This window comes from Chelativorans petroleitrophicus, assembly GCF_025398195.1.
Classification (GTDB): domain Bacteria; phylum Pseudomonadota; class Alphaproteobacteria; order Rhizobiales; family Rhizobiaceae; genus Chelativorans; species Chelativorans petroleitrophicus.
Genome location: NZ_JAODNV010000006.1, coordinates 249246 through 272260 on the forward strand (window position 1 = coordinate 249246; position 23015 = coordinate 272260).

Consider the following 23015-nt stretch of genomic DNA (forward strand, 5'->3'; position numbering starts at 1 on the left):
GTTGCCGGGCGTCATCGGCTATTGCAACTTTCCTGCCGTGGCCGCCGCATGCTCGAGCTCCCGCTCCAGCCGCGCTTCCTCTTCGACCTTGGGCGTGATGAATCGGCCAAGAAGCAGATAGGCGACCGGGGTGAGATAGAGCGTGGAGAGGGCGGAAAGGCCTAGTCCTCCGACGATCACCCACCCGAGCGCGACGCGGGCTTCCGCGCCCGCGCCGGTTGCGAGAACGAGCGGCAGGCCGCCCACCACGGTGCAGATCATGGTCATGGCCACCGGACGCAGGCGAATGAGCGCGGCCTGCTCGACGGCCTCGCGAACACCGAGCCCCCGGTCGCGCAGCTGGTTTGCGAATTCCACCACGAGAATGCCGTTCTTCGCCATGATGCCTACGAGCAGCACCAGCCCGATCTGGCTGTAGACGTTCAGGCTGGTGCCGGTCAGCAGCAGCGCGAAGACCGCGCAGGCAAGCCCCAGCGGAACGGTGGCCATGATGATTAGCGCGCTCACGAAACTCTCGAACTGCGCGGCCAGCACCAGAAGGATGATCACCAGGGCGAAGCCGAAGGTGGTTAGCATGCTGCCTTCGGTCTCGCCCAGGGTGGCGGCTTCGGCGAGCGGGATGATCCGGCTGCCGGACGGCAGATGGGGCTCGGCGATCTCGCGCACCCGTTCCAGGGCCTCGCCCAAGGGGAAATCAGGCGCAAGGCCCGTGGTGATCTCCACCACGCGGAGCTGCTGTTCCCGGTCGAGCGAAGGCGGCACGGCCATTTCGCGCAGAGTGGTTATCGTGGAAAGCGGGACGAAACGCCCGTCTCCTGTCCTGATGAAGATGTTTTCCAGATCCGTCGGGTCATTGACGGGATTGGTGGTGGAAAGAAGCTTCACGTCGAAGCTGTCGTCGTCGATGAAGACCGACCCGATCTTGCGGCCGTCAAGCAGGGCCTGCAGGGCTTCTCCCAGACCGGTGATGCTGATGCCGAGGTCGGCCGCGCGCTGGCGGTCGATCTCGACCTTGAGCTGTGGTTGCGTTGCGTCGTCCGAAAGGCGCGGCTGCTGAAAGCGCGGGTCCTCCTCCAGATCGGCGACAATGGCCATGGCAGCCTCGGTCAGCCGCTCGTAGCTGCTGCCGCCCACGGCGAATCTCAGTCCGCTGCCGGAGCCCCGGATGCCTAGGCTGTTAGGCTGGTAGGCGAAAGCGCGCACGCCGGGCACCTGGGCTGCCAGCGCATTGACCTCGTCGAGAATCTCCTGCTGCGTGCGCTCCCGCTCTTCCCAAGGTGCCAGCGTCAGTACCAGGAAGCCGGAATTGCCGCCGCCCATCCCTGTGATGGAGAAGGTGCTGTACACCTCGCCGGACTCGCGCAGCGGCTCGATCATCGATTCTATCTGCCGCATCTTGCCCGCTACATAGTCGACGCTGACGCCCTGCGGAGCGGTCACGCGCATGAAGGCGGCCGAACGGTCCTCCGGCGGCGTCAACTCGGATTTGATCGTGCCAAACAGGCCGTAGGCGGCGGCCGCGAACAGCGCCGAGACAACCAGGACCAGGACCGGCGCATTGAGGCAGAAGTGCAGGCTTCGCCTGTAAAGATTGGCCAGAACCGCCCCGAGGCGCGCAACCGGCCCGCTGGTGTGCTCCTCCCGCATCTCGCCGGAAGACAGCGTGCGTGAGGCCAGCATCGGGCACAGCGACAGCGCCACGATGGACGACAGGAAAACGGAAAACGCCAGCACGAAACCGAACTCGCGGAACAGGCCTCCCGCCTGGCCGGGAAGGAAGGAGAGCGGTACGAAGACGGCGATCAGGGTTGCCGTGGTGGCGATCACGGCGAAGAAGACCTCCCTGGTGCCCAGCACTGCCGCCGCGCGCGGCCCCATCCCCTGATTGCGCCGGCGCACAATGTTTTCCAACACCACGATGGCGTCATCGACCACGAGGCCGGTGGCGAGCACGAGCGCAAGCAGCGTGAGAATGTTGATGGAGAAGCCCACCAGATAGATCGCCGCAACGGTGCCGATCAACGCCACCGGGATGGCAACGCCGGGGATGATGGTGGCGCGCAGGTCCCGCAGGAAGATGTAGATGACAAGCAGCACGACGGTGACCGAAAGGATGAGCGCGATTTCCACCTCGTGGATGGCGCCGCGGATGAAAATCGCCTCGTCGCTGGTCACCTGAATGGACATGCCCTCGGGCAGGGCAGGCTGAAGCTCCTCGACAACCTTTTGCACGCCGGCTGATATGTCCAGCGTGTTGGACTGTGCCTGCCGCACGATCCCAAGCCCGATGCCCGTCCGGCCGTTGGTGCGGAGCCTGCTTTCCCCTTCGTCGGGGCCGAGAATGACGGTAGCAACGTCGCCCAGCCGCACGTTCTCTGCTATCTGGATGCTCTCGAAATCCTCCGGCGTGGTGATGGAGGAGGAGGCGCGCACGATGAGATCCTGCGTGCTGTTCGTGAGCGAGCCTGCGGGGCTGTCGAAGGCGATGGAGGAAAGCGCGGTGCCGATGTCCCCTACCGTGAGGCCGTAGCTTGCCAGCCGCGCCTGGTCGATATCGATGCGGAAGATCTTCTCGCGGCCGCCATAGACCTGCACGTCCGCTACGCCCGGTACGGCGGCGAACCTGTCAACAATCTCATCCTCGACATAGACTGACATGTCCTCGATGGACATGGTGTCGGAGGTGACGGCAAGCCGGATGATCGCCTGCGCGTCCTCGTCGGCCTTGACGATGACGGGTGCGTCAGCATCTTCGGGAAGCTGGTTTTGAACGCGGCCGACGGCGTCGCGAACGTCGGAGGCCGCGCTGTCGAGATTGACGCTTTCGCGGAACTCGATCGTCACGCGGCTTCGGCCGAAAGAGGATGAGGATGAGATCGCCGCCACGCCCGCGATGCGGGCCACGGCGCCCTCGATGACCGCCGTGATCTCGCGGTCCACCGTTTCCGCCGCCGCTCCGTCGAAATTGGTTCGGACGGAGATGACAGGCCGGTCGACATCGGGCAGTTCGCGCACCTCGACGCCGAAAAAGGCGGCAAGGCCGGCGACAGCGATCAGCGTGTTGACGACGAAGGCGAAGACGGGCCGGCGGATGAACAGCGCCGTCAGCCCTGCCGCCGAGCCGCTGATCCCTTTCTCGTTCATCTCAGCCATCGGCGGCCTGCCCTGATGCAACGTTACCGGCCACCGGAATCGGCAGGCCCTCGCGTACCGCATGCACGCCTTCGACCACCACATGGTCGCCGTCGAGGAAGGCGCCGTCGACCAGTACGCTGTCAGCATTGCGCTGGATCACGCGCACCGGCGTTCTCACCGCCGCGCCTTCGCGCACTACCCAGACGTATGCGCCTTCCGTACTCCACTGCACCGACAGCGGATTGACAGCCGGGAAGCTTTCGCCCGGAAACTGCATGGAGACCCGGAACGCCATGCCGGCGCGCAGCGTATCGGCAGGATTGGCGATCTTGCCCTGCACGTGCAGGGTGCGGCTGTTGGGGTCAACTTGGTTGTCTATGACGGCGACGGTACCCTCATAGGTCTCGTCCGGGCGAGCGATGGAGGAGGCCGTTAGCGGCATGCCGACCTTGATGAGCCGCGCGAAGCGCTCGGGAACCCAGAAGTCCACGAGTATCTCCGAACGGTCGTCAATGGTGGCAATATCGGTCGAGGAAGTGACATAGTCGCCCGGCGAAACCGGCAGAATGCCGACCGTACCGCTGATCGGGGCGATGATGTCGCGGCGCTCCAGCGCCAGCCGCGCCTCGCGCAGTTCAAGCTCGGCGTTGCGCACCGCAAGCTCGGCCTCAGTAAGCTGCACGGCAGTCACCGTGTTGGAGGACCGCAGCGCCCTGATGCGCTCAAGCCGCGCGCGGGCATCGTCAAGCGCCAGCTCCGCGCGATCGACGGCGATGCGCTCCGCTTCGGAATCCATGCGCGCGATCACGTCGCCGGCCTCGACCTCCGCTCCCGGCTCCACCAGGATTTCCATAAGACGTCCGGAGGTGTAGGGGCGCAGCGCCACGGTGTAGCGCGACTTGCCCGTGCCGACGGCCGTCAGCCGGTCGTTGATCGTGGCGTTCGTGACTGGAGCAGTGATCACCGGGCTTTCCACACGTGCGGCCATACGGCCGGCGCGGCCTTCACGTTCGCCGGGGGCGGTTGCCGCCGCAGCCGGGGCCTGAATGAGGCCCCAGTCCGCTGCCATTTGCCGGGCGCCTGGAAAATAGTGGAACCATAGCGCGCCTGCCGCCAGCAGAATGATGAGAGACCACAGGGCCTGCTTCCACCAGGACATTCGTTTCTCCGGAGCGAAAATCGTCGACGGGAACGCCGTACACGCCAAACCGCGTGCCCGTTATCGTCCCTTTTACGGCAATATGGGGTTCGATTTCATCAGCAGTATTATTAATTCGCGGTAAGGGTATGACATAGAAGCCGCCAATGGAAAAATTACGCGCTCTGGCTGGACAGTCACGCGCCAAAGTCCAGGGAAGGCAGCGTGTTTGAAGCGCGCGGAAAACCCGGCACGCGCGTGATCTCAGGTCAAACTGCAAAGCCGGCTTTCGGAACAAGCGTACCGTCTTCCACGTTCCCTCCGCCATGGAGGATCCCGCCAGTTTTCTGACCCGGCATATGGCGGCGCATATCGTGGTCATGAATATCGCCGCGCCTTTTCTCGTCATCCTGTTTCGGCGGGTCGCGGTCATTGCGCCGAATCCGGCTTCTGCGCGTTGGATCGGCCCGGCAACCGCGGTTCAGATCGCGCTCCTCTGGGGCTGGCATCTGCCTGCGCCTCTGGCCTTCGCTTATACCGTTCTCGGCGCGCTCATGCTGATGCATGTTTCCCTGTTCGGCGCTGCGCTCTGGTTCTGGTGGACTGTTCTGGAAGAGGCGGAAAGTGCCCGCTGGCGGGCTCTTGGCGCGCTTCTGATAACGGGCAAGGTATTCTGCCTTTTGGGCGTGCTGCTTACCTTCGCGCCGCGCGCGCTGTTCGTACGGGCGGCTGAATTGTGCCTGGGCGCAGGCACGGCCGCAGGGTCGCTGTTGCAGGACCAGCAGCTGGCGGGGCTTCTCATGCTGGTCGCGTGCCCGCTTACCTATGTGCTGGCGGGTGTGGTGATCGCCGCCCGCTGGCTTGGTGATATCGAGCGCCGCGGGCCGTCTCTCCTTCCGGATCCCAGCGTTTGACGATGCTCGGGATCAAGCTTCCCCATTGGCGGGCGATCCTTTGGGGTGCTCTTGTGGCGATCCTAGGAGTGGTGCTTCTCGGCACGGTCTTCGTCTTTTCCGGCCTTTACAATGTCGCCGCTTCCGCTCGGCACTTCGATATCAGCAACGCGCTGATCCGCCTGACCCTTCGACGTTCCGTTGAAATGCGCAGCCTTTCCGTCACGCCCCCGGGCGATCTCTCCGACACCCGGCTGGCCCGGCTCGGCGCTCGGCACTTTGCGCTCGGCTGCGCGCCGTGCCATGCTTCTCCCGTCTCTGCGCAGAGCCCAGTGGCGGCCGGGATGTATCCGGCGCCGCCCCTCCTGACGGAAGCGGTAGAGACCTGGCGGACGGAGGAGCTTTTCTGGATCGTCAGACACGGGCTGAAGTTCACCGGCATGCCCTCCTGGCCGGCGGAGGAGCGCGGCGACGAAGTATGGGCGCTGGTGGCGTTCCTGGAGCGCTTGCCCGGCATGAGCGAAAGGGACTACGCCGCCCTGGCGGGCACGGAGCTGGCGCCCGGTGCCGCGGATTTCACCTTCGCTCCCACGGCAGATACAGACCGGCTCGTTGCTGCTTGCGAGAACTGCCACGGCAATGCCGAAAGCGCGCCTGTCCATCCGCTGGCGCCGCCGCTTGACGGGCAGAAGCAGCCTTACCTCGAGCGCTCGCTGAGGGAATATGCAGCCAACCGACGCCAGAGCGGCATCATGGAGGCTGCGGCGGGGGAATTGGCGCCCGAAGCGATCGGCGAGCTGGCCCGGGTTTTTGCTGAAAGGGAAGCGCCCGTGACGGTAAAGCCAGGCGAGCGGGACACGGGGTCGATGGAGCGCGGTGCCGCGATCGCGCTTGACGGTGTGCGCGGTGACGACATTCCGGCCTGCCGCTCCTGCCATTCGGTCAGCACATCCGGCCAGTTTCCCCGTCTCGGCGGGCTTCCGGCGGAATACATCATGACGCAGCTCGAGCTCTTCCGTGCGGGCGTGCGGGCGGATTCGGTCTATGCCGCGATCATGGCCCCGATCGCCGCCCGGCTGAGTGACGAGCAGATCAGGGATGTCGCAGCCTATTTCGCTGCCGCTCCGGAGAGGGGAGAGGAGGCGGCCGCAAGATGAGGCCAGGCACCATGCAAAGCGTTGCAATGCGCCCGTGGCGACTTGTGGGAGGCGGTCTTCCGGCCGCATGTTGCTTGAGATGGAGCTGCGCTGCGCTTTTTTCCTCTCTCCTTGCCGCTGGCTGCTCCGGCCCCCAATCGGCGCTCTCGCCAAGCGGTGTCGAAGCGCTGCACATCGATCCCCTCTTCTGGACAGCCACCTGGACCGGCGTCCTGGTGACATTGATGATCGTGGTGCTGGTGGCGGTTGCGCTTTACGGCCCGCCGCCCTGGCGCGCGTGGCTCGGTCGCGACTGGATCGTCATCGGAGGCGGCATCGTCCTTCCCATCCTCGTTCTCACTGGACTGTTCGTCTACGCCCTCCTTGTCATGCAGGCGGGCGCCCTGCGCAGTGCGCAGGCGGGCGAAGACACGATTACTGTGACAGTGACAGGCAAACGCTGGTGGTGGGAGGTGACCTACGCCACGCCGCAAGGCGAGCCTATCGTCAGCGCCAATGAGATCAGGTTGCCCGTGGGTCGCCCCGTGCGCCTGCTTCTTGAATCTGACAATGTGATCCACAGCTTCTGGGCGCCGCAGATCGCCGGCAAGCTGGATATGATCCCCGGGCGGACCAATGAAGTGGTCCTGGAGGCGACCGAGCCGGGCGTCAGCCGTGGGCAATGCGCGGAATATTGTGGCGGCCCCCATGCCCTGATGTCCTTCTTCGTCATCGCGATGCCCGAGGAGGATTATGCCGCGTGGCTCGCGCGTGAAGCGGAGCCGGGCGCGGAACCGGATACGCCGCAAGCGGCGCACGGGCAGGAGGTGTTTTTCGAGAATGGGTGCGGCGCGTGCCACCGCATAGGCGGAACCCCGGCGCAAGGCGTGATCGGCCCGGACCTGACGCATGTGGGCAGCCGGCACTCGCTGGCCGCCGCCACGCTGCCCAACGATGCGGAAGCCTTCGCGCGCTGGATCACCGACAACCAGCACATCAAGCCGGACAATCTGATGCCGCCCTTCCGCCAGCTTTCCGCGCCGGACCTTGCAGCACTTGCCGCCTATCTGGACGGGCTGGAGTGAGCCATGGAAAGGGATCTCCCCAACACGGCCCCGAGGCCCGACGGCGAGCTGGAGACGCTGAAGCGCGCCTGGGCGGTGCCGCGCGGCTTCCGCCTGGTCACCGCGGTCAACAATCAGGTGATCGGCATTCTCTATATCGGTGCCGCTCTCCTGTTCTTCATCCTTGCGGGCATCCTGGCGCTCATCATGCGCACGCAGCTCGCCGTGCCGGAGAACGATCTCGTCAGCCAGGATTTCTACAATCAGATCTTCACCATGCACGGCACCACGATGATGTTCCTCTTCGCCGTGCCTGTGGTGGAGGCGCTGGGCGTGATGCTCCTGCCGCAGATGCTGGCAGCGAGAGACCTGCCGTTCCCGCGGCTCTCCGCCTTTGCCATCTGGGCCTATATCATCGGCGGGCTGGTCTTCTTTTCCACCGTCTTCTACGACCTGGCGCCCAAGGGCGGCTGGTTCATGTACCCGCCGCTGACGCTGAAGGAGTATTCGCCGGGCGACAATGCCGATTTCTGGCTGCTCGGTATCGGCTTTATCGAGATTTCGGCGATCGCCGGCGCGATCGAGATCGTGGTGGGGACGCTGAGGACGCGCCCGCCGGGCATGTCGCTCGTCAGGATGCCGATCTTCGCCTGGGCGATGCTGATCTTCGCCGCCATGATCATGATCGCCTTTCCGGCGGTCATCCTCGGCACGATGCTTCTCGAAATCGAGCGGTCCTTCGGCTGGCCCTTCTTCACCGCCGAAAAGGGCGGCGATCCGCTTCTATGGCAGCATCTTTTCTGGTTCTTCGGTCATCCGGAGGTCTACATCATCTTCCTTCCGGCGGCGGGACTCGTCTCTATGATGGTGCCCACGATGGCGCGCCACCCGCTGGTGGGCTACCGGCTGATCGTGGTGGCGCTGATCGCCACCGGCTTCTTCTCCTTCGGCCTGTGGGTGCACCACATGTTCACCACGGGCATTCCCTCGCTCAGCCTCGGCTTCTTTTCAGCCGCCAGCATGGCGGTAGCCGTGCCTTCCGGAATCCAGGTCTTCTCCTGGATCGCCACGATGGCCGCCGGCAGGCCGCGCTTCCGTATCACCACGCCGTCCCTCTTCATCCTCGGCTTTCTCTTCATCTTCACCGTCGGCGGGGTGACGGGCGTGATGGTGGCGCTGGTGCCGGTCGATTTCCAGGTGCACGACACCTATTTCGTCGTTGCCCATTTTCACTACGTGCTGATCGGCGGGATGGTATTCCCGCTCTTCGCCACGTTCTATTACTGGACCCCGATGGTGAGCCGGAACATGCTGTCCGAAACCCTCGGGCGCTGGGTGTTCTGGCTGATGTTCGTGGGCTTCAACGTGTCTTTCTTTCCCATGCACATCACCGGCCTGCTCGGCATGCCGCGCAGGGTTTGGACCTATCCCGAAGGTCTCGGCTGGGAGACGCTCAACATGATCTCCACCGTGGGCGCCTATGTCCTGGCTGCCGGCGTGGCGCTTTTCGTCTTCGACCTGTTCCGCCGCTTCCGGCCCACCTTTGCCGACAGTGTCGACAACCCTTGGGGCGCAGGTACGCTGGAATGGCTGCCCACGGATACCTACTCCACGCGAAGCATCCCGTATGTGAAAAGCCGGGAGCCGCTGTGGGACCAGCCGGAGCTTGCACGCGAGGTGGAGGAGGGGAGGCACTTCCTCCCCGGCGCGCCAACCGGCGGGCGCGAGACCATCGTCACGAGCCCGATCGATGCGCGGCCGCAATACGTCATCCGCATGCCCGGTCCGGGCTGGATGCCGCTTCTGGCCGCGGTCGGCATGGCCGGCTTCTTCCTGCTCTTGACAGTCAAGCTGGTGGTCCCCGCCGTTCTATCCGGCATCGTCATGATCGTGGCCTGCTTCATCTGGGCCTGGAAGCTCGATCATGGCCCGGAGATTCCTTCCGTCGAGATCGGCGCGGGCGTCCGGCTGCCGACCTATATGGCCGGGCCGCTCTCGCATGCGTGGTGGGCGATGGTGGTGCTGATCATCGTCGCGTCTTCGCTCTACATCGCCTACGTCTTTTCCTATCTCTATCTTTGGGTGGTCTCGCCGGAAGTGTGGCCCGCGGCAGCGGGCGTGCCTGGACTGCCGGAGGAAGCCTGGCCTGTGAGCGCCGGGGTGCTTGTGGTGGCGGGCTCGGCACTGGTGAGCGCCGCGGGGCGGCTGCTTCCACGGCCGGGCAGGGGAGCGCGGGCCTTTGCCCTCCTCCTCGGCCTTGGCGCGATCAGCTTCCTTGCCGCGCTCATTTGCGAGGGTTTAAGCCACTGGCAAACCGGCCTGCGCCCGACAGACAGCGCCTATGGCGCCATGGTCTATATGGCGAGCTTTCTCAACCTTCAGGTCATCGCAGCCTGCACGATCCTCGCCCTTTATGCCATCGCGCGCTATTTCGCGGGCAAGCTCGACACTGAGCGGCGGGTGAACTTCGACAACGCCGCGCTGCTTTACTACTACGCTGCCATGCAGATGCTGCTGGGGCTTGTGCTGCTCCACGGCTTTCCGCCACTGGCAAGCTGAGGGAGCGAGGCCATGGGCAGCCTTGAGGACCTGCGCAATCCCGGAGAAAGGCCCGGCACCTTCGCCATGCTCATCTATCTGATGCTCGGGCCGATGCTCTGGGGTCTGCATCTGACGCTGATCTATGGCGCCAACACGCTGATATGTGCTCTTGGCGGTGGTGCTGCTGCCTCAAGGGCCACTGTCATTACAGCTACCGTTCTGATCGCGGTTCCGCTCTCTCTAGTGCTCCTCATACAGCGCCGAGCCGGTCGCCTGTTCGGCATCGCGGACGGCAGAGCCGGGCAACGGACCTACGACGCCATCTCCCGTCTCACGGGCCTGCTTTCGCTCGCCGGAATTCTGTGGGCGGGAACGGCTGCCGCCATTCTCAGTGCCTGCGTGCAGGGCCGCTGATCTGACGCGGAACCAAGTGCCGCCCCCGGGGATTGGGACGGGGCGGCAACTGGCGCTGCACGAGGTAACCATGCCGGATCGGGAAAGAAAGATCGACCGCCTGTCGCGCGAGCAGACCGAGGCCTTCCTTCGGCGGTCGTCCATAACCTACCTGGAATGCTGCGTCAGCCTCATGCTGACGCATATGAGCCAGGAGGAAGTGGCAGCCATCCTCGATCAGGAAGCGAGGATGGTGCGCGACCTTGGCTAAGGGCTGCTTCTTCTAACTTTCCCTACCGCCGAAGAGCTTCGTGAACTGCCGCTCGAGAAGCGGCCGCAGTTCCTCGCGCTCGAAGGCCATCGCGATATTCGCCTCGATGAACCCTTCCGGCGAGCCGCAGTCGAATGTCCTGCCCCGGAAGATGTGCGCATAGAAGGGCTGCTGGGAAAGGAGCCTCAGCATGGCGTCCGTGATCTGGATCTCGCCGCCCGCGCCCTTTTCCTGATTTTCCAGGAGTTGGAATATCTCCGGCTGCAGGATGTAGCGTCCGCTGATGAAGAAGTTTGACGGAGCATCCTCGGGCTTCGGCTTTTCCACCATGGATGTGATTTCGAAGCCGTCCCGGACGTCACCGCCGCGCCCCACGATGCCGTATTTGTGCGTCTGGGACGGGTCGCATTCCTCGACGGAAACGACGTTGCCGCCCGTTTCCTCATAGAACTCCACCATCTGCTTCAGGCAGCCCGGTTCCGAACGCATGATCATGTCGGGAAGCAGCAGCGCGAAGGGCTCGTCGCCAACCAGTTCGCGCGCGCACCATACGGCGTGCCCCAGTCCAAGCGGCTCCTGCTGGCGCGTGTAGCTGAGCTCGCCCGCCTTCGGCTGCATGGACTTGAGGCGTTCCAGAACGTCCGTCTTGCCGCGCCTGGAGAGCGTTTCGTAGAGCTCGAAGGCCACGTCAAAATGGTCTTCGATGGCGGTCTTGTTGCGGCCGGTGACAAAGATGAAATGTTCGATGCCGGCTTCCTGCGCTTCTTCCACCACATACTGGATCACGGGCCGATCGACGATGGTGAGCATTTCCTTGGGCAGCGCCTTGGTGGCCGGCAGGAACCGGGTGCCGAGACCGGCGACGGGGAAGACGGCTTTGCGGATTCTCTTCATGCGGAAAGCTCCTCGCGCTTGACGTTCGGAACGCCTCGGACAATGCTTATCGGGAACGTGAGCCTGCCTAGGAATTAAGGAAAGGCGGTGCAAACTTCAAAGCCTTAATTCCCGGCTGTCGCTTCAGTTCCTGCATCAGGACGTAAGACACGGGAGGAGCCTCCCTGCGTCCCAGGCAGCGGATCGGCGAACAATGGTAAACTCTTTCCTAACCACAACCGATCACAATCCCGTCCGATTTGTCGGATGGAGGTTTGCAATGTTCAAGAGTGCAACCCCATGGGGGTGTGTTGCCACCAGAATGCTTGCGGCGATCGCGTTGGTGCTTCTCGGGGCGCAGGCGTCACTAGCGGATGCCGGATTTCAGCGTTGGATAGCGGAGTTCCGTGCGGTGGCGATCCAGAACGGCATCTCCGGCCGGACCTATGACCGGGCTTTTCAGGGTGTCACCGCGCCCGATCCGGAAGTGCTGGAAAAGGCGCACCATCAGCCCGAGTTCAGGGCCGAGCCCTGGGAGTATTTCGACAATCGGATCAATGAAGGAACGGTCTCCAAGGGCCGCATGCTTGCAAGGCAATGGGCGCCCTGGCTTGACCGAATCGAACAACACTTCGGCGTAAGCCGCTACATTCTTCTGGCGATCTGGTCGATCGAATCGAACTATGGCGAGGCCCTGAAGAATCCGCGTGTGATGCGCAGCCTGCCGCGCTCGCTGGCCACGCTTGCCTATGCCGATCCAAAACGGGCCAAATTCGCCCGCACACAGCTTATCGCCGCGCTGAAGATCCTCGAACGCGGGGATATCGATGTAGGCCATCTCACCAGCTCCTGGGCTGGCGCGATGGGGCACACACAGTTCATCCCCACCAGCTATCAGGCCTATGCGGTCGACATGGACGGCGACGGCCGCCGCGACATCTGGAACTCCGTGCCCGACGCGCTGGCGACGGCGGCCAACCTTCTGCGGAAGAACGGCTGGCAGCCGGGCGAGACCTGGGGCTATGAGGTGGTGCTTCCCCCGGGCCGCAAATTCCCGGCCGGCACCATGCCGCTTTCCCGCTGGGCTTCCATCGGCGTGGTGCGCGCCAATGGGAAGGCTTTCCCGCGTCCCTCACAGGCGGCGGAGCTGAAGGTTCCCGATGGGCGGGAAGGGCCAGCCTTCCTGATGATCAAGAACTTTTTCGTGCTGAAGCGCTACAACAACGCCGACACTTATGCGCTGGCCGTTGGCCTGCTTGCCGATCAGATCGCCGGCTATGGCGGGCTCGTGCGCGATTGGAACCGGCCTTTCGAGCGGCTCACCCACACCGAGACGGCGGAACTGCAGCAGCGTCTCGGCGCTTTGGGCTACTATGACGGGCCGATTGACGGAAAGATCGGTTCCGGATCGCGCAAGGCGATCATGGAGTTTCAGGCCCGGATGGGAATGACCCAGAACGGTTATCCCAGCAAGGCGGTGCTGATGAAGCTCAGAGGCCACTAAACCCCTTGCTGTGTTTCAGAGGCACGGAAAGGCACTAAATTATGTCTTGCGCAGTTCCGGACGGAAATCGGCGTCCGGAATTGCGCCAGCTAGGGAGAAATCAGGATGGCGGCGGCTAAGGGCGAGCGGGAGGCGCGACGGCGGTCCCGCGCGCGCGCCGTTTGCATCCTTCTCGTAGCTCTTTCCGCCGTTTTCGCATGGCGCGCCGGGCAGGCCGAAGCTCAGGAGCTCATTCGCCGGCAGACCTTTTTCGAGCGTCTGTTCGGCGGGCCGCCCCCGCGCGAGGCCTTGCCGCCCCCTCCGGGTGGAGCCGTTTCGCCAAGGCAGCAGCCATCCATGCGCGCTCCCGCCCAGCGCGGCGTGCCGAGGAGGGCGCCCGCCGTGGCCGCGCCTGCGCCCGAGCCGGCCGCACCCGTCATTGAGAAGCTCGACAACGCTGTGAGGGTGCTGGTGGTCGGCGATTTCCTGGCGGCGGGCCTCGCAGAGGGATTGAACGAGGCCTATGCGGAATCGCCAGGCGTCACCATCGTTGACCGCACCAACGGCTCATCTGGTTTCGTCCGCGACGACTTTTACGATTGGAACGCGGAGATCGGGCCCATCCTCGAGGGAGTCGAGCCGGCGGTCGCGATTGTAATGATCGGCTCCAACGACAGGCAATCGCTGCTCGTCGATGGGCGGTCGGAGCGGCCCCGGACGGAGGCCTGGCAGCGCGAATATGTGAGGCGCGTCACGGCCTTCGCCGAGACGATCCAGGACGCTGGAATTCCCATCATCTGGGTGGGCCTGCCGCCCTTCCGTTCGCAATCCATGTCGTCGGACATGCTGGCCTTCAACGATATGTACAAGCAGGCGGCGGAGGAGGTCGACGGCACCTTCGTGGACATCTGGGACGGCTTTGCCGACGAGAACGGCGCCTTCACCTTCACGGGGCCGGATGTGAACGGCCAGCCCGTCCGCCTGCGCGGCAGCGACGGGATCAATCTCACCCGCCCGGCCAAGCGCAAGGTGGCCTTTTATGTCGAGCAGCCGTTGAACAAGCTCTTGGGCTCTGCCGCTTCTCCCGGCATCGGCCGCGAGGAGCTTGCGAACCTGCCGCCCCCGGGCTTGCTCGCCGGCAAGCCAGGCGATCTTTCGCGCACGGCTCCGATCTCGCTCGCCGCACCTCAGCTTGACGGCGGCGACGCGCTCATGGGCGCAACGCCCTTATCTCCTGTTGACCGCTCGGTGCCGTCAGCCCAGCGGGGCCGCGCCGACGACTTCCGCCTGCCGTAAGTACGCTTTGTCCGTCCAACGGGCCGCTGGAGCCGCCTTCCGCTTTTCCTGTGGGTGAAGGCACGCGTTATGACGGGCTGATGCCGGGCCTGCGGACCTGCCCCCCGCATGCCCGTGCAGAACTTCCAAGCTACCGCGGCAGAACGCTGCATCCCATCAGAAATTCGTCGATGGCGCGGGCGGCCTGCCGGCCTTCGCGGATCGCCCACACCACCAGCGACTGACCGCGGCGCACATCTCCGGCCGCAAAGAGCTTATCCACGCTTGTGCGGTAATCCCGGTCATTGGCCAGAACGTTGGTGGAATTGCGCCGGTCGACGGTGGTGGCAAGCTTGTCGCCAAGTTCGCTCAGAACCCCCGTTTCCAGCGGCCCGGAAAAGCCGATGGCGATGAACGCAAGGTCCGCCTTGATGACGAATTCCGTGCCGGCGATCGGCTTGCGTTTCTCATCCACCTGGCAGCATTTCACGCCGGTAAGCTGGCCGTCCTCGCCGATGAATTCGAGGGTTGCCACCTGGAACGCGCGCTCCGCACCCTCCGCCTGGGAGCTGGACACGCGCATCTTGGTCGCCCAATAGGGCCAAACGGTAAGCTTGTCCTCTTTTTCAGGCGGTCTCGGGCGGATGTCGAGCTGGGTCACGCGCACCGCGCCCTGGCGGAAGGCCGTGCCGATGCAGTCTGACGCCGTATCGCCACCGCCCACCACGACCACATGCTTGCCGCTGGCAAGTATGGGCTCGGACGCCCAGGCAACCGACTGGGTGTTCTCACCGCCGATGCGCCGGTTCTGCTGCACGAGATAGGGCATGGCATCATAGACGCCATTGAGCTCGACACCCGGAATGCCCGCTGCCCGCGGCTTCTCCGAGCCGCCGCAATAAAGCACCGCGTCATATTCGGCTAGCAACTCGGCGACCGGCTTGTCGACACCGACATTGACGCCGCAGAAGAAGGTCACACCTTCACCCTGCATCTGCTCGATGCGGCGGTCGATGAAGCGCTTCTCGATCTTGAAATCGGGGATGCCGTAGCGCATCAGCCCGCCGGGGCGGCTCTCGCGCTCATAGACATGCACCTCATGGCCCGCGCGCCCAAGCTGCTGGGCGGCCGCCATGCCAGCGGGACCCGAACCGATGATGGCGACGCGCTTGCCGGTTCTCTTCTCCGCTGGCTGCGGGCGCAGATAGCCGAGCTCATAGGCCTTGTCGGCAATCGCCTGCTCGATGGTCTTGATCGTCACCGGCACGTCTTCAAGGTTCAGCGTGCAGGCCTCCTCGCATGGCGCGGGGCAGATGCGGCCCGTCCATTCGGGGAAATTGTTGGTGGAATGGAGGTTGCGGATCGCCTCCTCCCAGTTGCCCTGATAGACGAGGTCGTTCCAGTCCGGAATCTGGTTATGCACCGGGCAGCCCGTCGGCCCATGGCAATAGGGGATGCCGCAGTCCATGCATCGGGCGGCCTGTTTCGAGACCTCCTGGTCCGACATCGGTATCGTGAATTCGCGGAAATGCCGGATGCGATCCGACGCCGGCTGGTACTTGTTCTCCTGCCGGTCGATCTCCAGAAAGCCTGTCACCTTGCCCATGCTTGTTCCTTGTTCCTGACGGCCCTAAGCCCGAACCCAGTTTTCCAATTTGAGACCCGGTACGCCGGTAAACCCCTTGTCATCACTCACGAGCGTTGCATCCAGAGCGAGTGCATGCGCCGCAATCCATAAATCGTTCGGGCCCATGGATTTGCGCTGCCGTTCGGCCCAGGCCCGAAGGTCGCCGTAAAGATCGTCCGCCGGGTCCTCCAGGGGCCAGGCGGGAATGGCCTGAAGGAGAATATCCAGACGTTCCCGGCCACGAACATTCCCGTTTTTCTTCAAGTCATACAGAATCTCACCTTTGACGACGATGCCTGTTCCGATCTCATCGCTGCTGTGGGACCGGAGAGCTTCATCGACAGAGCCACCCGGATTCCGGATTGCCGCGGAGATCACGTTGCTGTCGAGGAGGAACCGGCTCATAGTTTGACATCATCGAGCGGAAGCATGTCGGCGTCTCCGGGGTCGCCGGGAAAGTCCTCCATAGGGCCCTGCTCCTTGAGCCAGTCCAGCGCCTCGATGAGGGACATCTTGCGCGCCTTGGGCCTCAGATGCAGGGAGCCGTTCTCGTCTCGCGAGACGAGAACCTTGTCGGTTTGAAACTCGAACTCCTTCGGAATGCGTATTGCCTGGCTCCGCCCGTTGCGGAACACACTGACTTCCTTCTCTTCCCGCTGGTGGATACCCATGCGCGCCTCCATATGGCATATGCCGTGACATCTGCCATATGATTTCTCCTTTCAAACCTACTCCGCCGCGACACCCATGCGCATGCGCTCCATCTCCTCCAGCGCCCGGCGGTATTCGACCGGCATGACCTTGCGGAATTTCGGCCGGTAGTCCGCCCAATTATCAAGGATCTGGCGCGCCCGCTCGGAGCCCGTATAGCGGTAATGGTTGGAGATGAGGTGGGCGAGGCGCTCCTCATCGTGCCGTGTCATGTCCCCGGAGACGTCCACCCGACCCATATGGGCGAGGTCGCCGCCGTGATGGTGCAGCTTTTCGAGGATGTCGTCCTCCTCCGGGACCGGCTCGAGCTCCACCATGGCCATGTTGCAGCGCTCGGCGAAGTCGCCCGCCTCATCGAGCACATAGGCCACGCCACCCGACATGCCGGCGGCGAAGTTGCGCCCGGTCTGGCCGAGCACGACAACGAGGCCGCCCGTCATGTATTCGCAGCCATGGTCCCCCACGCCTTCCACAACCGCCACTGCGCCGGAGTTACGCACGGCGAAGCGCTCGCCCGCCACGCCGCGGAAGTAGCACTCGCCTTCGATGGCGCCGTAAAGGACCGTGTTGCCGACGATGATCGAGTTTTCCGGCACAATCTTCGCCTTGCCCGACGGCTTGATGACGATGCGTCCGCCCGAGAGCCCCTTGCCGACATAGTCGTTGGCGTCTCCCTCCAGCTCGAAGGTGATGCCGCGCGCGAGGAAGGCGCCGAAGGACTGGCCGGCCGTACCGGTGAACTTCACCGAGATGGTGTCGTCCTTCAGCCCCTTGTGGCCGTAGCGCTTCGCCACCTCGCCGGAGAGCATCGCGCCCGTCGTGCGGTCTGTGTTGCAGATGTCGAAGGCGAGCGACACCCGCTCCTTCTTCTCCAGTGCCGGCTGTGCGGCGGCAATGAGCTTGCGGTCGAGCACGTCGTCGATCGGATGCTTCTGCCGCTCGGTCCAGCGAATAGCCTCGCGCGGCGCCTCCGGCTTGTAGAACACGCGCGAGAAGTCGAGCCCCTTCGCCTTCCAGTGCTCGATCAGCGTCTTCTTCTCGAGAAGATCGGATTGGCCGATGATCTCATCGAGCTTGCGGAAGCCCATCTCCGCCAGAATCTGCCGCACCTCTTCCGCAACATAGAAGAAGTAGTTGATGACGTGCTCGGGCGCGCCCTTGAAACGCTTTCTGAGCACCGGATCCTGGGTGGCGACGCCCACCGGGCAGGTGTTGAGATGACACTTGCGCATCATCACGCAGCCCGCCGCGATCAGCGGCGCGGTGGAGAAGCCGAACTCGTCCGCTCCGAGCAGCGCGCCCACGATGACGTCGCGGCCCGTGCGAAGCCCACCATCCACCTGCAGCGCCACGCGGCTTCTGAGCCCGTTCAGCACCAGCGTCTGGTGCGTTTCGGCAAGGCCCATTTCCCACGGGCTGCCGGCATGCTTGATGGAGGTGAGCGGCGAAGCGCCGGTGCCGCCGTCATAGCCGGCGATCGTGATGTGGTCGGCGCGCGCCTTGGCGACACCCGCCGCCACCGTGCCGACGCCGACCTCGGAGACGAGTTTCACCGACACGTCGCCCGCCGGGTTGACGTTCTTCAGGTCGAAGATGAGCTGCGCCAGGTCCTCGATCGAGTAGATGTCGTGGTGCGGCGGCGGCGAGATGAGGCCGACGCCGGGCGTCGAGTGACGCACCTTGGCGATGGTGGCGTCCACCTTGTGGCCGGGAAGCTGCCCGCCCTCGCCGGGCTTGGCGCCCTGCGCCACCTTGATCTGCATCATGTCCGAATTGACGAGATACTCGGCGGTCACGCCGAAACGCCCGCTCGCCACCTGCTTGATGGCCGAACGCTCCGGGTTGGGCGAGCCGTCGGGAAGCGGCATGTAGCGATCCGGCTCCTCGCCGCCTTCGCCGGTGTTGGACTTGCCGCCGATGGCGTTCATGGCGCGGGCAAGGGTCGTGTGCGCCTCGCGGCTGATGGAGCCGAAGGACATGGCGCCCGTCGAGAAACGCTTGACGATCTCCGACGCTGGCTCGACCTCGTCGAGCGGTACGGGTTCGCGCCCGGTCTCCTTCGCCGTCTTGATCTGGAAAAGGCTGCGGATCGTCTTGGCCTTGGCGCTTTCGCCGTTGATGAGATCGGAGAACTGCTGATAGGTCTCCCAGGACCCCTTGCGCACCGCGTGCTGGAGCGTGGCCACTGCATCCGGCGTCCAGGCATGATCCTCGCCGCGCATGCGGTAGTTGTATTCGCCGCCGACCTCCAGCGAGGTCCTCAGCACCGGATCGTCCCCGAAGGCCGCCTGATGGCGCGCCACCGTCTCCCGGGCAATCTCCTCGAGCCCCACGCCCTCGATGGTCGTCGCCGTGCCGGTAAAGTAGCGCTCCACAAAGTCCGAGCGCAGGCCGACGGCATCGAAGATCTGCGCGCCGCAATAGGACTGATAGGTGGAGATGCCCATCTTGGACATCACCTTGAGAATGCCCTTGCCGATGGACTTGATGTAGCGCTTGACCACCTCCTCGGCGTCCACCTCGGGGGGGAACTCGCCCCTGGCATGCATGTCGAGGAGGGTGTCGAAGGCGAGATACGGGTTGATGGCCTCGGCACCATAGCCGGCAAGGCAGCAGAAGTGGTGCACCTCGCGCGGCTCGCCCGATTCCACCACCAGGCCGACCGCCGTGCGCAGCCCCTTGCGAATCAGGTGATGATGCACGGCCGCCGTGGCGAGCAGTATGGGAATGGCGATGCGGTCCGGTCCGATCTGTCGGTCGGACAGGATGATGATGTTGTAGCCGCCTGCGACCGCCGCCTCCGCCCGCTCGCACAGGCGGTCAAGCGCGCCCGCCATTCCGGCCGCCCCTTCGAGCGCGGAATAGGTGACGTCCAGCGTCTTGGTGTCGAAGCGGTCTTCCGTGTGGCCGATCGAGCGGATCTTCTCGAGGTCGCCATTGGTCAGGATCGGCTGGCGCACTTCGAGCCGCTTGCGGCGCGAATTGCCCACAAGGTCGAAGATGTTGGGCCGCGGGCCGATAAAGGAGACGAGGCTCATCACCAGCTCCTCGCGGATCGGGTCGATCGGCGGGTTGGTGACCTGCGCGAAGTTCTGCTTGAAATAGGTGTAAAGCAGCTTCGGCTTGTCGGACATGGCGGAGATCGGCGTGTCCGTGCCCATGGAGCCGATGCCCTCCTGGCCGGTCGTGGCCATGGGCGGCAGCAGCATCTTTATGTCTTCCTGCGTGTAGCCGAAGGCCTGCTGCCGGTCGAGCATGGAGACGTCCTGCCGCAGGGCGCGCGGCGCTACCGGCTTCAGCTCTTCCAGGATCAGCTGGGTGTTGTCGAGCCACTGCCGGAAGGGATGCTTGGTGGCAAGCTGTTCCTTGATTTCGTCGTCCGAGACAATGCGGCCCTCTTCCAGATCGATGAGCAGCATGCGGCCCGGCTGCAGCCGCCACTTGGTGACGATCTTTTCCTCGGGCACCGCAAGCGCACCGGCCTCCGAGGCCATGATCACCCGGTCGTCGTCAGTCACGATGTAGCGCGCGGGCCTGAGGCCGTTGCGGTCGAGCGTGGCACCGATCTGGCGACCGTCGGTGAAAGCGACTGCTGCAGGGCCGTCCCACGGCTCCATCAGCGCGGCGTGATACTCGTAGAAGGCCCGCCGCTCCGGGCTCATGAGCTTGTTGCCGGCCCAGGCTTCGGGGATGAGCATCATCATCGCATGGGCAAGCGAATAGCCGCCCTGATAGAGGAACTCGAGCGCGTTGTCGAAGCAGGCGGTGTCCGATTGCCCCTCGTAGGAGATCGGCCAGAGCTTGGAGATGTCGTTGCCGAACAGCTCCGAATCCACCGAAGCCTGGCGCGCCGCCATCCAGTTCACATTGCCGCGCAGCGTGTTGATCTCGCCGTTGTGCGCGACCATGCGGTAAGGGTGCGCCAGCTTCCAGGAGGGGAAGGTGTTGGTCGAAAAGCGCTGATGGACGAGCGCCAGCGCGGATTCTAAGCGCGGGTCCTTCAGATCCTTGTAGTAGGCGCCGAGCTGGTAGGCCAGGAACATGCCCTTGTAGACAAGGGTGCGCGCCGACAGGCAGACGATGTAGAAGCCGTTGTCGCGGCCGCCCGTCTCTTCATAGATGCGGCCGGAGACCACCTTGCGCAGGATATAGAGCCGGCGCTCGAAATCCTCCTCGTCCTTGATCCCGGGACCGCGCGCGATGAAGACCTGCCGATGCACCGGCTCGGAAGCCACGATGTCCGGCGCCTTGGAAAGACATGAATTGTCCACCGGCACATCGCGGAAGCCGAGAAGCACCTGGCCCTCGGAGCGCGCCACATCCGCGATGATCTCTTCGATATGCGCGCGCAGGGCAGGGTCCTGCGGCATGAAGAGATGGCCGATTCCATAATGGCCGGGTTGCGGAAGCTCGATACCCTGCTTCGCCATCTCCTCGCGAAAGAAGCGGTCCGGTATCTGCACCAGCATGCCGGCGCCATCCCCCACCAGGGGGTCTGCGCCTACCGCGCCGCGATGGGTGAGGTTTTCGAGCATCCTCAGCCCGTCCTCGATGATGGAATGGGACTTGGCGCCCTTCATGTGCGCGATGAAGCCGACGCCGCACGCATCATGCTCATTGCGCGGGTCGTACAGGCCCTGCGGCGGCGGCAGGCCGGCGGCTCCGCCGGCGCGTTTGACGGCCTCAGTCCGGGCCCGCAGAGCGGGCGCCTGCCGGGTCGGTACCGAGGGCGTCAGGTCCGTCATCGTCGCGTCCTTTGCATTCTGCCCCTAGCGGGGCGTCGGTTTTTCTATGTCTGGGCGGCCGTTTCGGCAGCGCATCCTTAAGGATCGCTCTGCATGTCTTGCGAAGGAGCGGAAGGCGTACTCTTCCGCCGCTTACGGCACGCTTCTTTCACTTGGACGGCACAAGCAGGCCCATGCCTGTGGCGCCGCCATATCCGCGTATTTCTCGGCTCAAACCCAGCGCAATCTGCTGCGTGAGTTGGCCTCCAACGACGCGGATAAATAAGACAGCAATCCTGTCCTATTTCCTCCCATGCCAGAAAATGGCGTGGCGTACAAGACGGAAATGTAAAAAATCCATGCTGCTGACGCAACAAAGTTACGGAAATGCCGCTTTTCCAGCACGTTGCCGCCATCTCGAGCAGGCCTTCCACTTTACTTAAGCCTTGAAACCCGGCTGGCAACACGCGAGTGTGCGCGCCGCAAATCAGGGACAGATGCCGATGAATTTTGCTTCCGATAACTGGGCAGGCGCCCATCCAGCCATCTGCGAAGCTCTTTCCGCTCACGCGCACGGGTTCCATGAGGCCTATGGTCAGGGTGAACTCGACCGGAAGGTCGAGCGACTCTTCTGCGAGATTTTTGAGCGCGATGTGGCCATTTTCTTTGTGGCGACAGGCACGGCCGCCAATTCCCTGTCCATGACCCTTCTCAACCGGCCGGGTGGTGTGGTCTTCGCCCATCAGCAGGCCCACATGCGGGAGGATGAAGGCGGGGCGCCGGAATATCTGACCGGCGGAGCGCGCGTCCATGGCGTGAGCGGCCCGCTTGGTCGTATCGATCCCGCGGCGCTTGAGGCCGCCATTCGCCTTTATCCGGCCGAGTTCATCCACGCCGGCCAGCCAATGGCCGTCTCCATCACCCAGTCGAACGAGATCGGCGGGGTCTATTCCCTGGAGGAGATCGAGGCAATTGCAGGCATATGCCGCGCCCATGATCTGCCGCTGCACATGGACGGCGCGCGTTTTGCCAATGCGCTGGTCTCGCTCGGCACCACGCCCGCCGAGATGACATGGAAGCGGGGCGTGGATATCGTCTCCTTCGGTGCCACCAAGAACGGCTGTTGGTGCGCGGAAGCAATTGTAGTGATGGACCCGGCACGCGCCCGCGACATGCCGTTCCTGCGCAAGCGCGCGGCGCACCTCTTCTCGAAGTCGCGATTCATCGCCGCGCAGTTCGAGGCTTATTTCCGCGACGATCTGTGGCTCAGGAATGCTCGGCACGCCAATGCCATGGCCGCCAGCCTTGCCGCGCACATCAGCAAAGCCGCGACGGCCCGCCTTGCTTGGCAGCCGCAGGCCAATGAGGTCTTTGCCATCCTGAGGGAGGAAACCGCCGCAGCCCTGCGCGAGCGCGGGGCGTTCTTCTATCCCTGGAATGCGCCCGCCGGGCTCCAGCTTGCCCGGGGTGAGGGGCTTTACCGCTTCGTCACCTCCTTCGCCACGACGGTGGAGGAAGTGGAGGTTTTTGGCGCGATGCTTGACCGGTAGCGGGGCTTCGGGCGGACGGAGCGGTGTGCGCCGGCGGCCGCTGCCGTTCTCGTCCACTCCCTTGAATTGGGAGCCTGAGCGGCTGGTGCCGGCCACCCTTCCTGTCCCCCACGACGTGCGGGAGAGGTGGCTCATGTGGAGCGCGCGGGCCAGACCAGAGAGGGGATTTTAAGGTGGCGTTGCCAGCGGCTTGTCAGAACC

The 23015-nt window shown here is 64.2% G+C and carries 16 protein-coding genes; 9 read left to right on the plus strand and 7 right to left on the minus strand.

Annotated elements, in window-relative coordinates; translation table 11 throughout:
• Positions 1–18: 18 nt before the first annotated feature.
• Both NYR54_RS05955 and NYR54_RS05960 read right to left on the minus strand, forming a co-directional pair.
• The gene (locus NYR54_RS05955) at positions 19–3144 is read right to left on the minus strand and encodes an efflux RND transporter permease subunit (RefSeq protein WP_261514727.1); all 3126 of its coding nucleotides are present in this window, start codon (positions 3142–3144) and stop codon (positions 19–21) included.
• 1 nt (position 3145) lies between these two features.
• Positions 3146–4294 carry an efflux RND transporter periplasmic adaptor subunit gene (locus NYR54_RS05960; RefSeq protein WP_261514681.1) on the minus strand — a complete coding sequence of 383 codons (1149 nt, stop codon included), beginning with the start codon at positions 4292–4294 and terminating at the stop codon, positions 3146–3148.
• A 305-nt stretch (positions 4295–4599) separates the two neighbouring features.
• Here NYR54_RS05960 and NYR54_RS05965 point away from each other — a divergent pair, with 305 nt between their 5' ends.
• The 6 genes from NYR54_RS05965 to NYR54_RS05990 all read left to right on the plus strand — a co-directional run bounded on the left by NYR54_RS05965 (position 4600) and on the right by NYR54_RS05990 (position 10571).
• The gene (locus NYR54_RS05965) at positions 4600–5187 is read left to right on the plus strand and encodes a cytochrome c oxidase assembly protein (protein ID WP_261514682.1); all 588 of its coding nucleotides are present in this window, start codon (positions 4600–4602) and stop codon (positions 5185–5187) included.
• 2 nt (positions 5188–5189) lie between these two features.
• Positions 5190–6323, plus strand: coding sequence for a c-type cytochrome (locus NYR54_RS05970; protein WP_261514728.1), 1134 nt, complete (start codon positions 5190–5192; stop codon positions 6321–6323).
• A 74-nt stretch (positions 6324–6397) separates the two neighbouring features.
• A complete protein-coding gene (locus NYR54_RS05975; protein ID WP_261514683.1) occupies positions 6398–7387 on the plus strand; it encodes a cytochrome c oxidase subunit II in 990 nt (329 codons plus the stop codon).
• 3 nt (positions 7388–7390) lie between these two features.
• The gene (ctaD, locus tag NYR54_RS05980; protein WP_261514684.1) at positions 7391–9925 is read left to right on the plus strand and encodes a cytochrome c oxidase subunit I; all 2535 of its coding nucleotides are present in this window, start codon (positions 7391–7393) and stop codon (positions 9923–9925) included.
• A gap of 12 nt (positions 9926–9937) precedes the next feature.
• Positions 9938–10321 carry a hypothetical protein gene (locus tag NYR54_RS05985; RefSeq protein WP_261514685.1) on the plus strand — a complete coding sequence of 128 codons (384 nt, stop codon included), beginning with the start codon at positions 9938–9940 and terminating at the stop codon, positions 10319–10321.
• Positions 10322–10391: 70 nt separating this feature from the next.
• Positions 10392–10571 (plus strand): hypothetical protein, encoded by a 180-nt coding sequence (locus NYR54_RS05990; RefSeq protein ID WP_261514686.1) that lies wholly within the window; start codon positions 10392–10394, stop codon positions 10569–10571.
• 12 nt (positions 10572–10583) lie between these two features.
• Here NYR54_RS05990 and galU read toward each other — a convergent pair whose 3' ends face one another.
• Complete coding sequence (gene galU, locus NYR54_RS05995) at positions 10584–11465, minus strand: UTP--glucose-1-phosphate uridylyltransferase GalU (protein ID WP_261514687.1); 882 nt, start codon at positions 11463–11465, stop codon at positions 10584–10586.
• 259 nt (positions 11466–11724) lie between these two features.
• Here galU and NYR54_RS06000 point away from each other — a divergent pair, with 259 nt between their 5' ends.
• Together NYR54_RS06000 and NYR54_RS06005 are read left to right on the plus strand one after the other, a co-directional pair.
• Positions 11725–12948, plus strand: a complete 1224-nt coding sequence (locus NYR54_RS06000) for a lytic murein transglycosylase (protein ID WP_261514688.1) — start codon at positions 11725–11727, stop codon at positions 12946–12948.
• 105 nt (positions 12949–13053) lie between these two features.
• Entirely contained in the window at positions 13054–14223 is a 1170-nt protein-coding gene (locus NYR54_RS06005; RefSeq protein ID WP_261514689.1) for an SGNH/GDSL hydrolase family protein, read from the plus strand.
• Between the two features lie 130 nt (positions 14224–14353).
• On the opposite strand, the gene NYR54_RS06010 is transcribed toward NYR54_RS06005, so the two are convergent.
• Genes NYR54_RS06010 through gltB form a run of 4 tightly spaced genes read right to left on the minus strand, consistent with a single transcriptional unit; the run spans position 14354 to position 21285 of the window.
• Positions 14354–15808 carry a glutamate synthase subunit beta gene (locus NYR54_RS06010; RefSeq protein WP_261514690.1) on the minus strand — a complete coding sequence of 485 codons (1455 nt, stop codon included), beginning with the start codon at positions 15806–15808 and terminating at the stop codon, positions 14354–14356.
• Positions 15809–15832: 24 nt separating this feature from the next.
• Positions 15833–16234: a PIN domain-containing protein gene (locus tag NYR54_RS06015; RefSeq protein WP_261514691.1), complete on the minus strand. Its 402-nt coding sequence runs from the start codon at positions 16232–16234 to the stop codon at positions 15833–15835.
• Entirely contained in the window at positions 16231–16500 is a 270-nt protein-coding gene (locus NYR54_RS06020; RefSeq protein WP_261514692.1) for an antitoxin, read from the minus strand. Before NYR54_RS06020 ends, NYR54_RS06015 begins: the two co-directional genes overlap by 4 nt.
• A 57-nt stretch (positions 16501–16557) precedes the next feature.
• The gene (gene gltB / locus NYR54_RS06025; RefSeq protein ID WP_261514693.1) at positions 16558–21285 is read right to left on the minus strand and encodes a glutamate synthase large subunit; all 4728 of its coding nucleotides are present in this window, start codon (positions 21283–21285) and stop codon (positions 16558–16560) included.
• Between the two features lie 482 nt (positions 21286–21767).
• On the opposite strand from gltB, the gene NYR54_RS06030 reads away from it, so the two are divergent.
• Entirely contained in the window at positions 21768–22814 is a 1047-nt protein-coding gene (locus NYR54_RS06030) for a threonine aldolase family protein (protein WP_261514694.1), read from the plus strand.
• Positions 22815–23015 lie beyond the last annotated feature (201 nt).

What these genes read in the sequence shown, in the direction of transcription:
- NYR54_RS05955 (WP_261514727.1), bottom strand. Translation starts at nt 3,144, where the DNA reads ATGAACGAGAAAGGGATCAGCGGCTCGGCGGCAGGGCTGACGGCGCTG.
- NYR54_RS05960 (WP_261514681.1), bottom strand. Translation starts at nt 4,294, where the DNA reads ATGTCCTGGTGGAAGCAGGCCCTGTGGTCTCTCATCATTCTGCTGGCG.
- NYR54_RS05965 (WP_261514682.1), top strand. Translation starts at nt 4,600, where the DNA reads ATGGAGGATCCCGCCAGTTTTCTGACCCGGCATATGGCGGCGCATATC.
- NYR54_RS05970 (WP_261514728.1), top strand. Translation starts at nt 5,190, where the DNA reads ATGCTCGGGATCAAGCTTCCCCATTGGCGGGCGATCCTTTGGGGTGCT.
- ctaD (WP_261514684.1), top strand. Translation starts at nt 7,391, where the DNA reads ATGGAAAGGGATCTCCCCAACACGGCCCCGAGGCCCGACGGCGAGCTG.
- NYR54_RS05985 (WP_261514685.1), top strand. Translation starts at nt 9,938, where the DNA reads ATGGGCAGCCTTGAGGACCTGCGCAATCCCGGAGAAAGGCCCGGCACC.
- NYR54_RS05990 (WP_261514686.1), top strand. Translation starts at nt 10,392, where the DNA reads ATGCCGGATCGGGAAAGAAAGATCGACCGCCTGTCGCGCGAGCAGACC.
- galU (WP_261514687.1), bottom strand. Translation starts at nt 11,465, where the DNA reads ATGAAGAGAATCCGCAAAGCCGTCTTCCCCGTCGCCGGTCTCGGCACC.
- NYR54_RS06000 (WP_261514688.1), top strand. Translation starts at nt 11,725, where the DNA reads ATGTTCAAGAGTGCAACCCCATGGGGGTGTGTTGCCACCAGAATGCTT.
- NYR54_RS06005 (WP_261514689.1), top strand. Translation starts at nt 13,054, where the DNA reads ATGGCGGCGGCTAAGGGCGAGCGGGAGGCGCGACGGCGGTCCCGCGCG.
- NYR54_RS06010 (WP_261514690.1), bottom strand. Translation starts at nt 15,808, where the DNA reads ATGGGCAAGGTGACAGGCTTTCTGGAGATCGACCGGCAGGAGAACAAG.
- NYR54_RS06015 (WP_261514691.1), bottom strand. Translation starts at nt 16,234, where the DNA reads ATGAGCCGGTTCCTCCTCGACAGCAACGTGATCTCCGCGGCAATCCGG.
- NYR54_RS06020 (WP_261514692.1), bottom strand. Translation starts at nt 16,500, where the DNA reads ATGGGTATCCACCAGCGGGAAGAGAAGGAAGTCAGTGTGTTCCGCAAC.
- gltB (WP_261514693.1), bottom strand. Translation starts at nt 21,285, where the DNA reads ATGACGGACCTGACGCCCTCGGTACCGACCCGGCAGGCGCCCGCTCTG.
- NYR54_RS06030 (WP_261514694.1), top strand. Translation starts at nt 21,768, where the DNA reads ATGAATTTTGCTTCCGATAACTGGGCAGGCGCCCATCCAGCCATCTGC.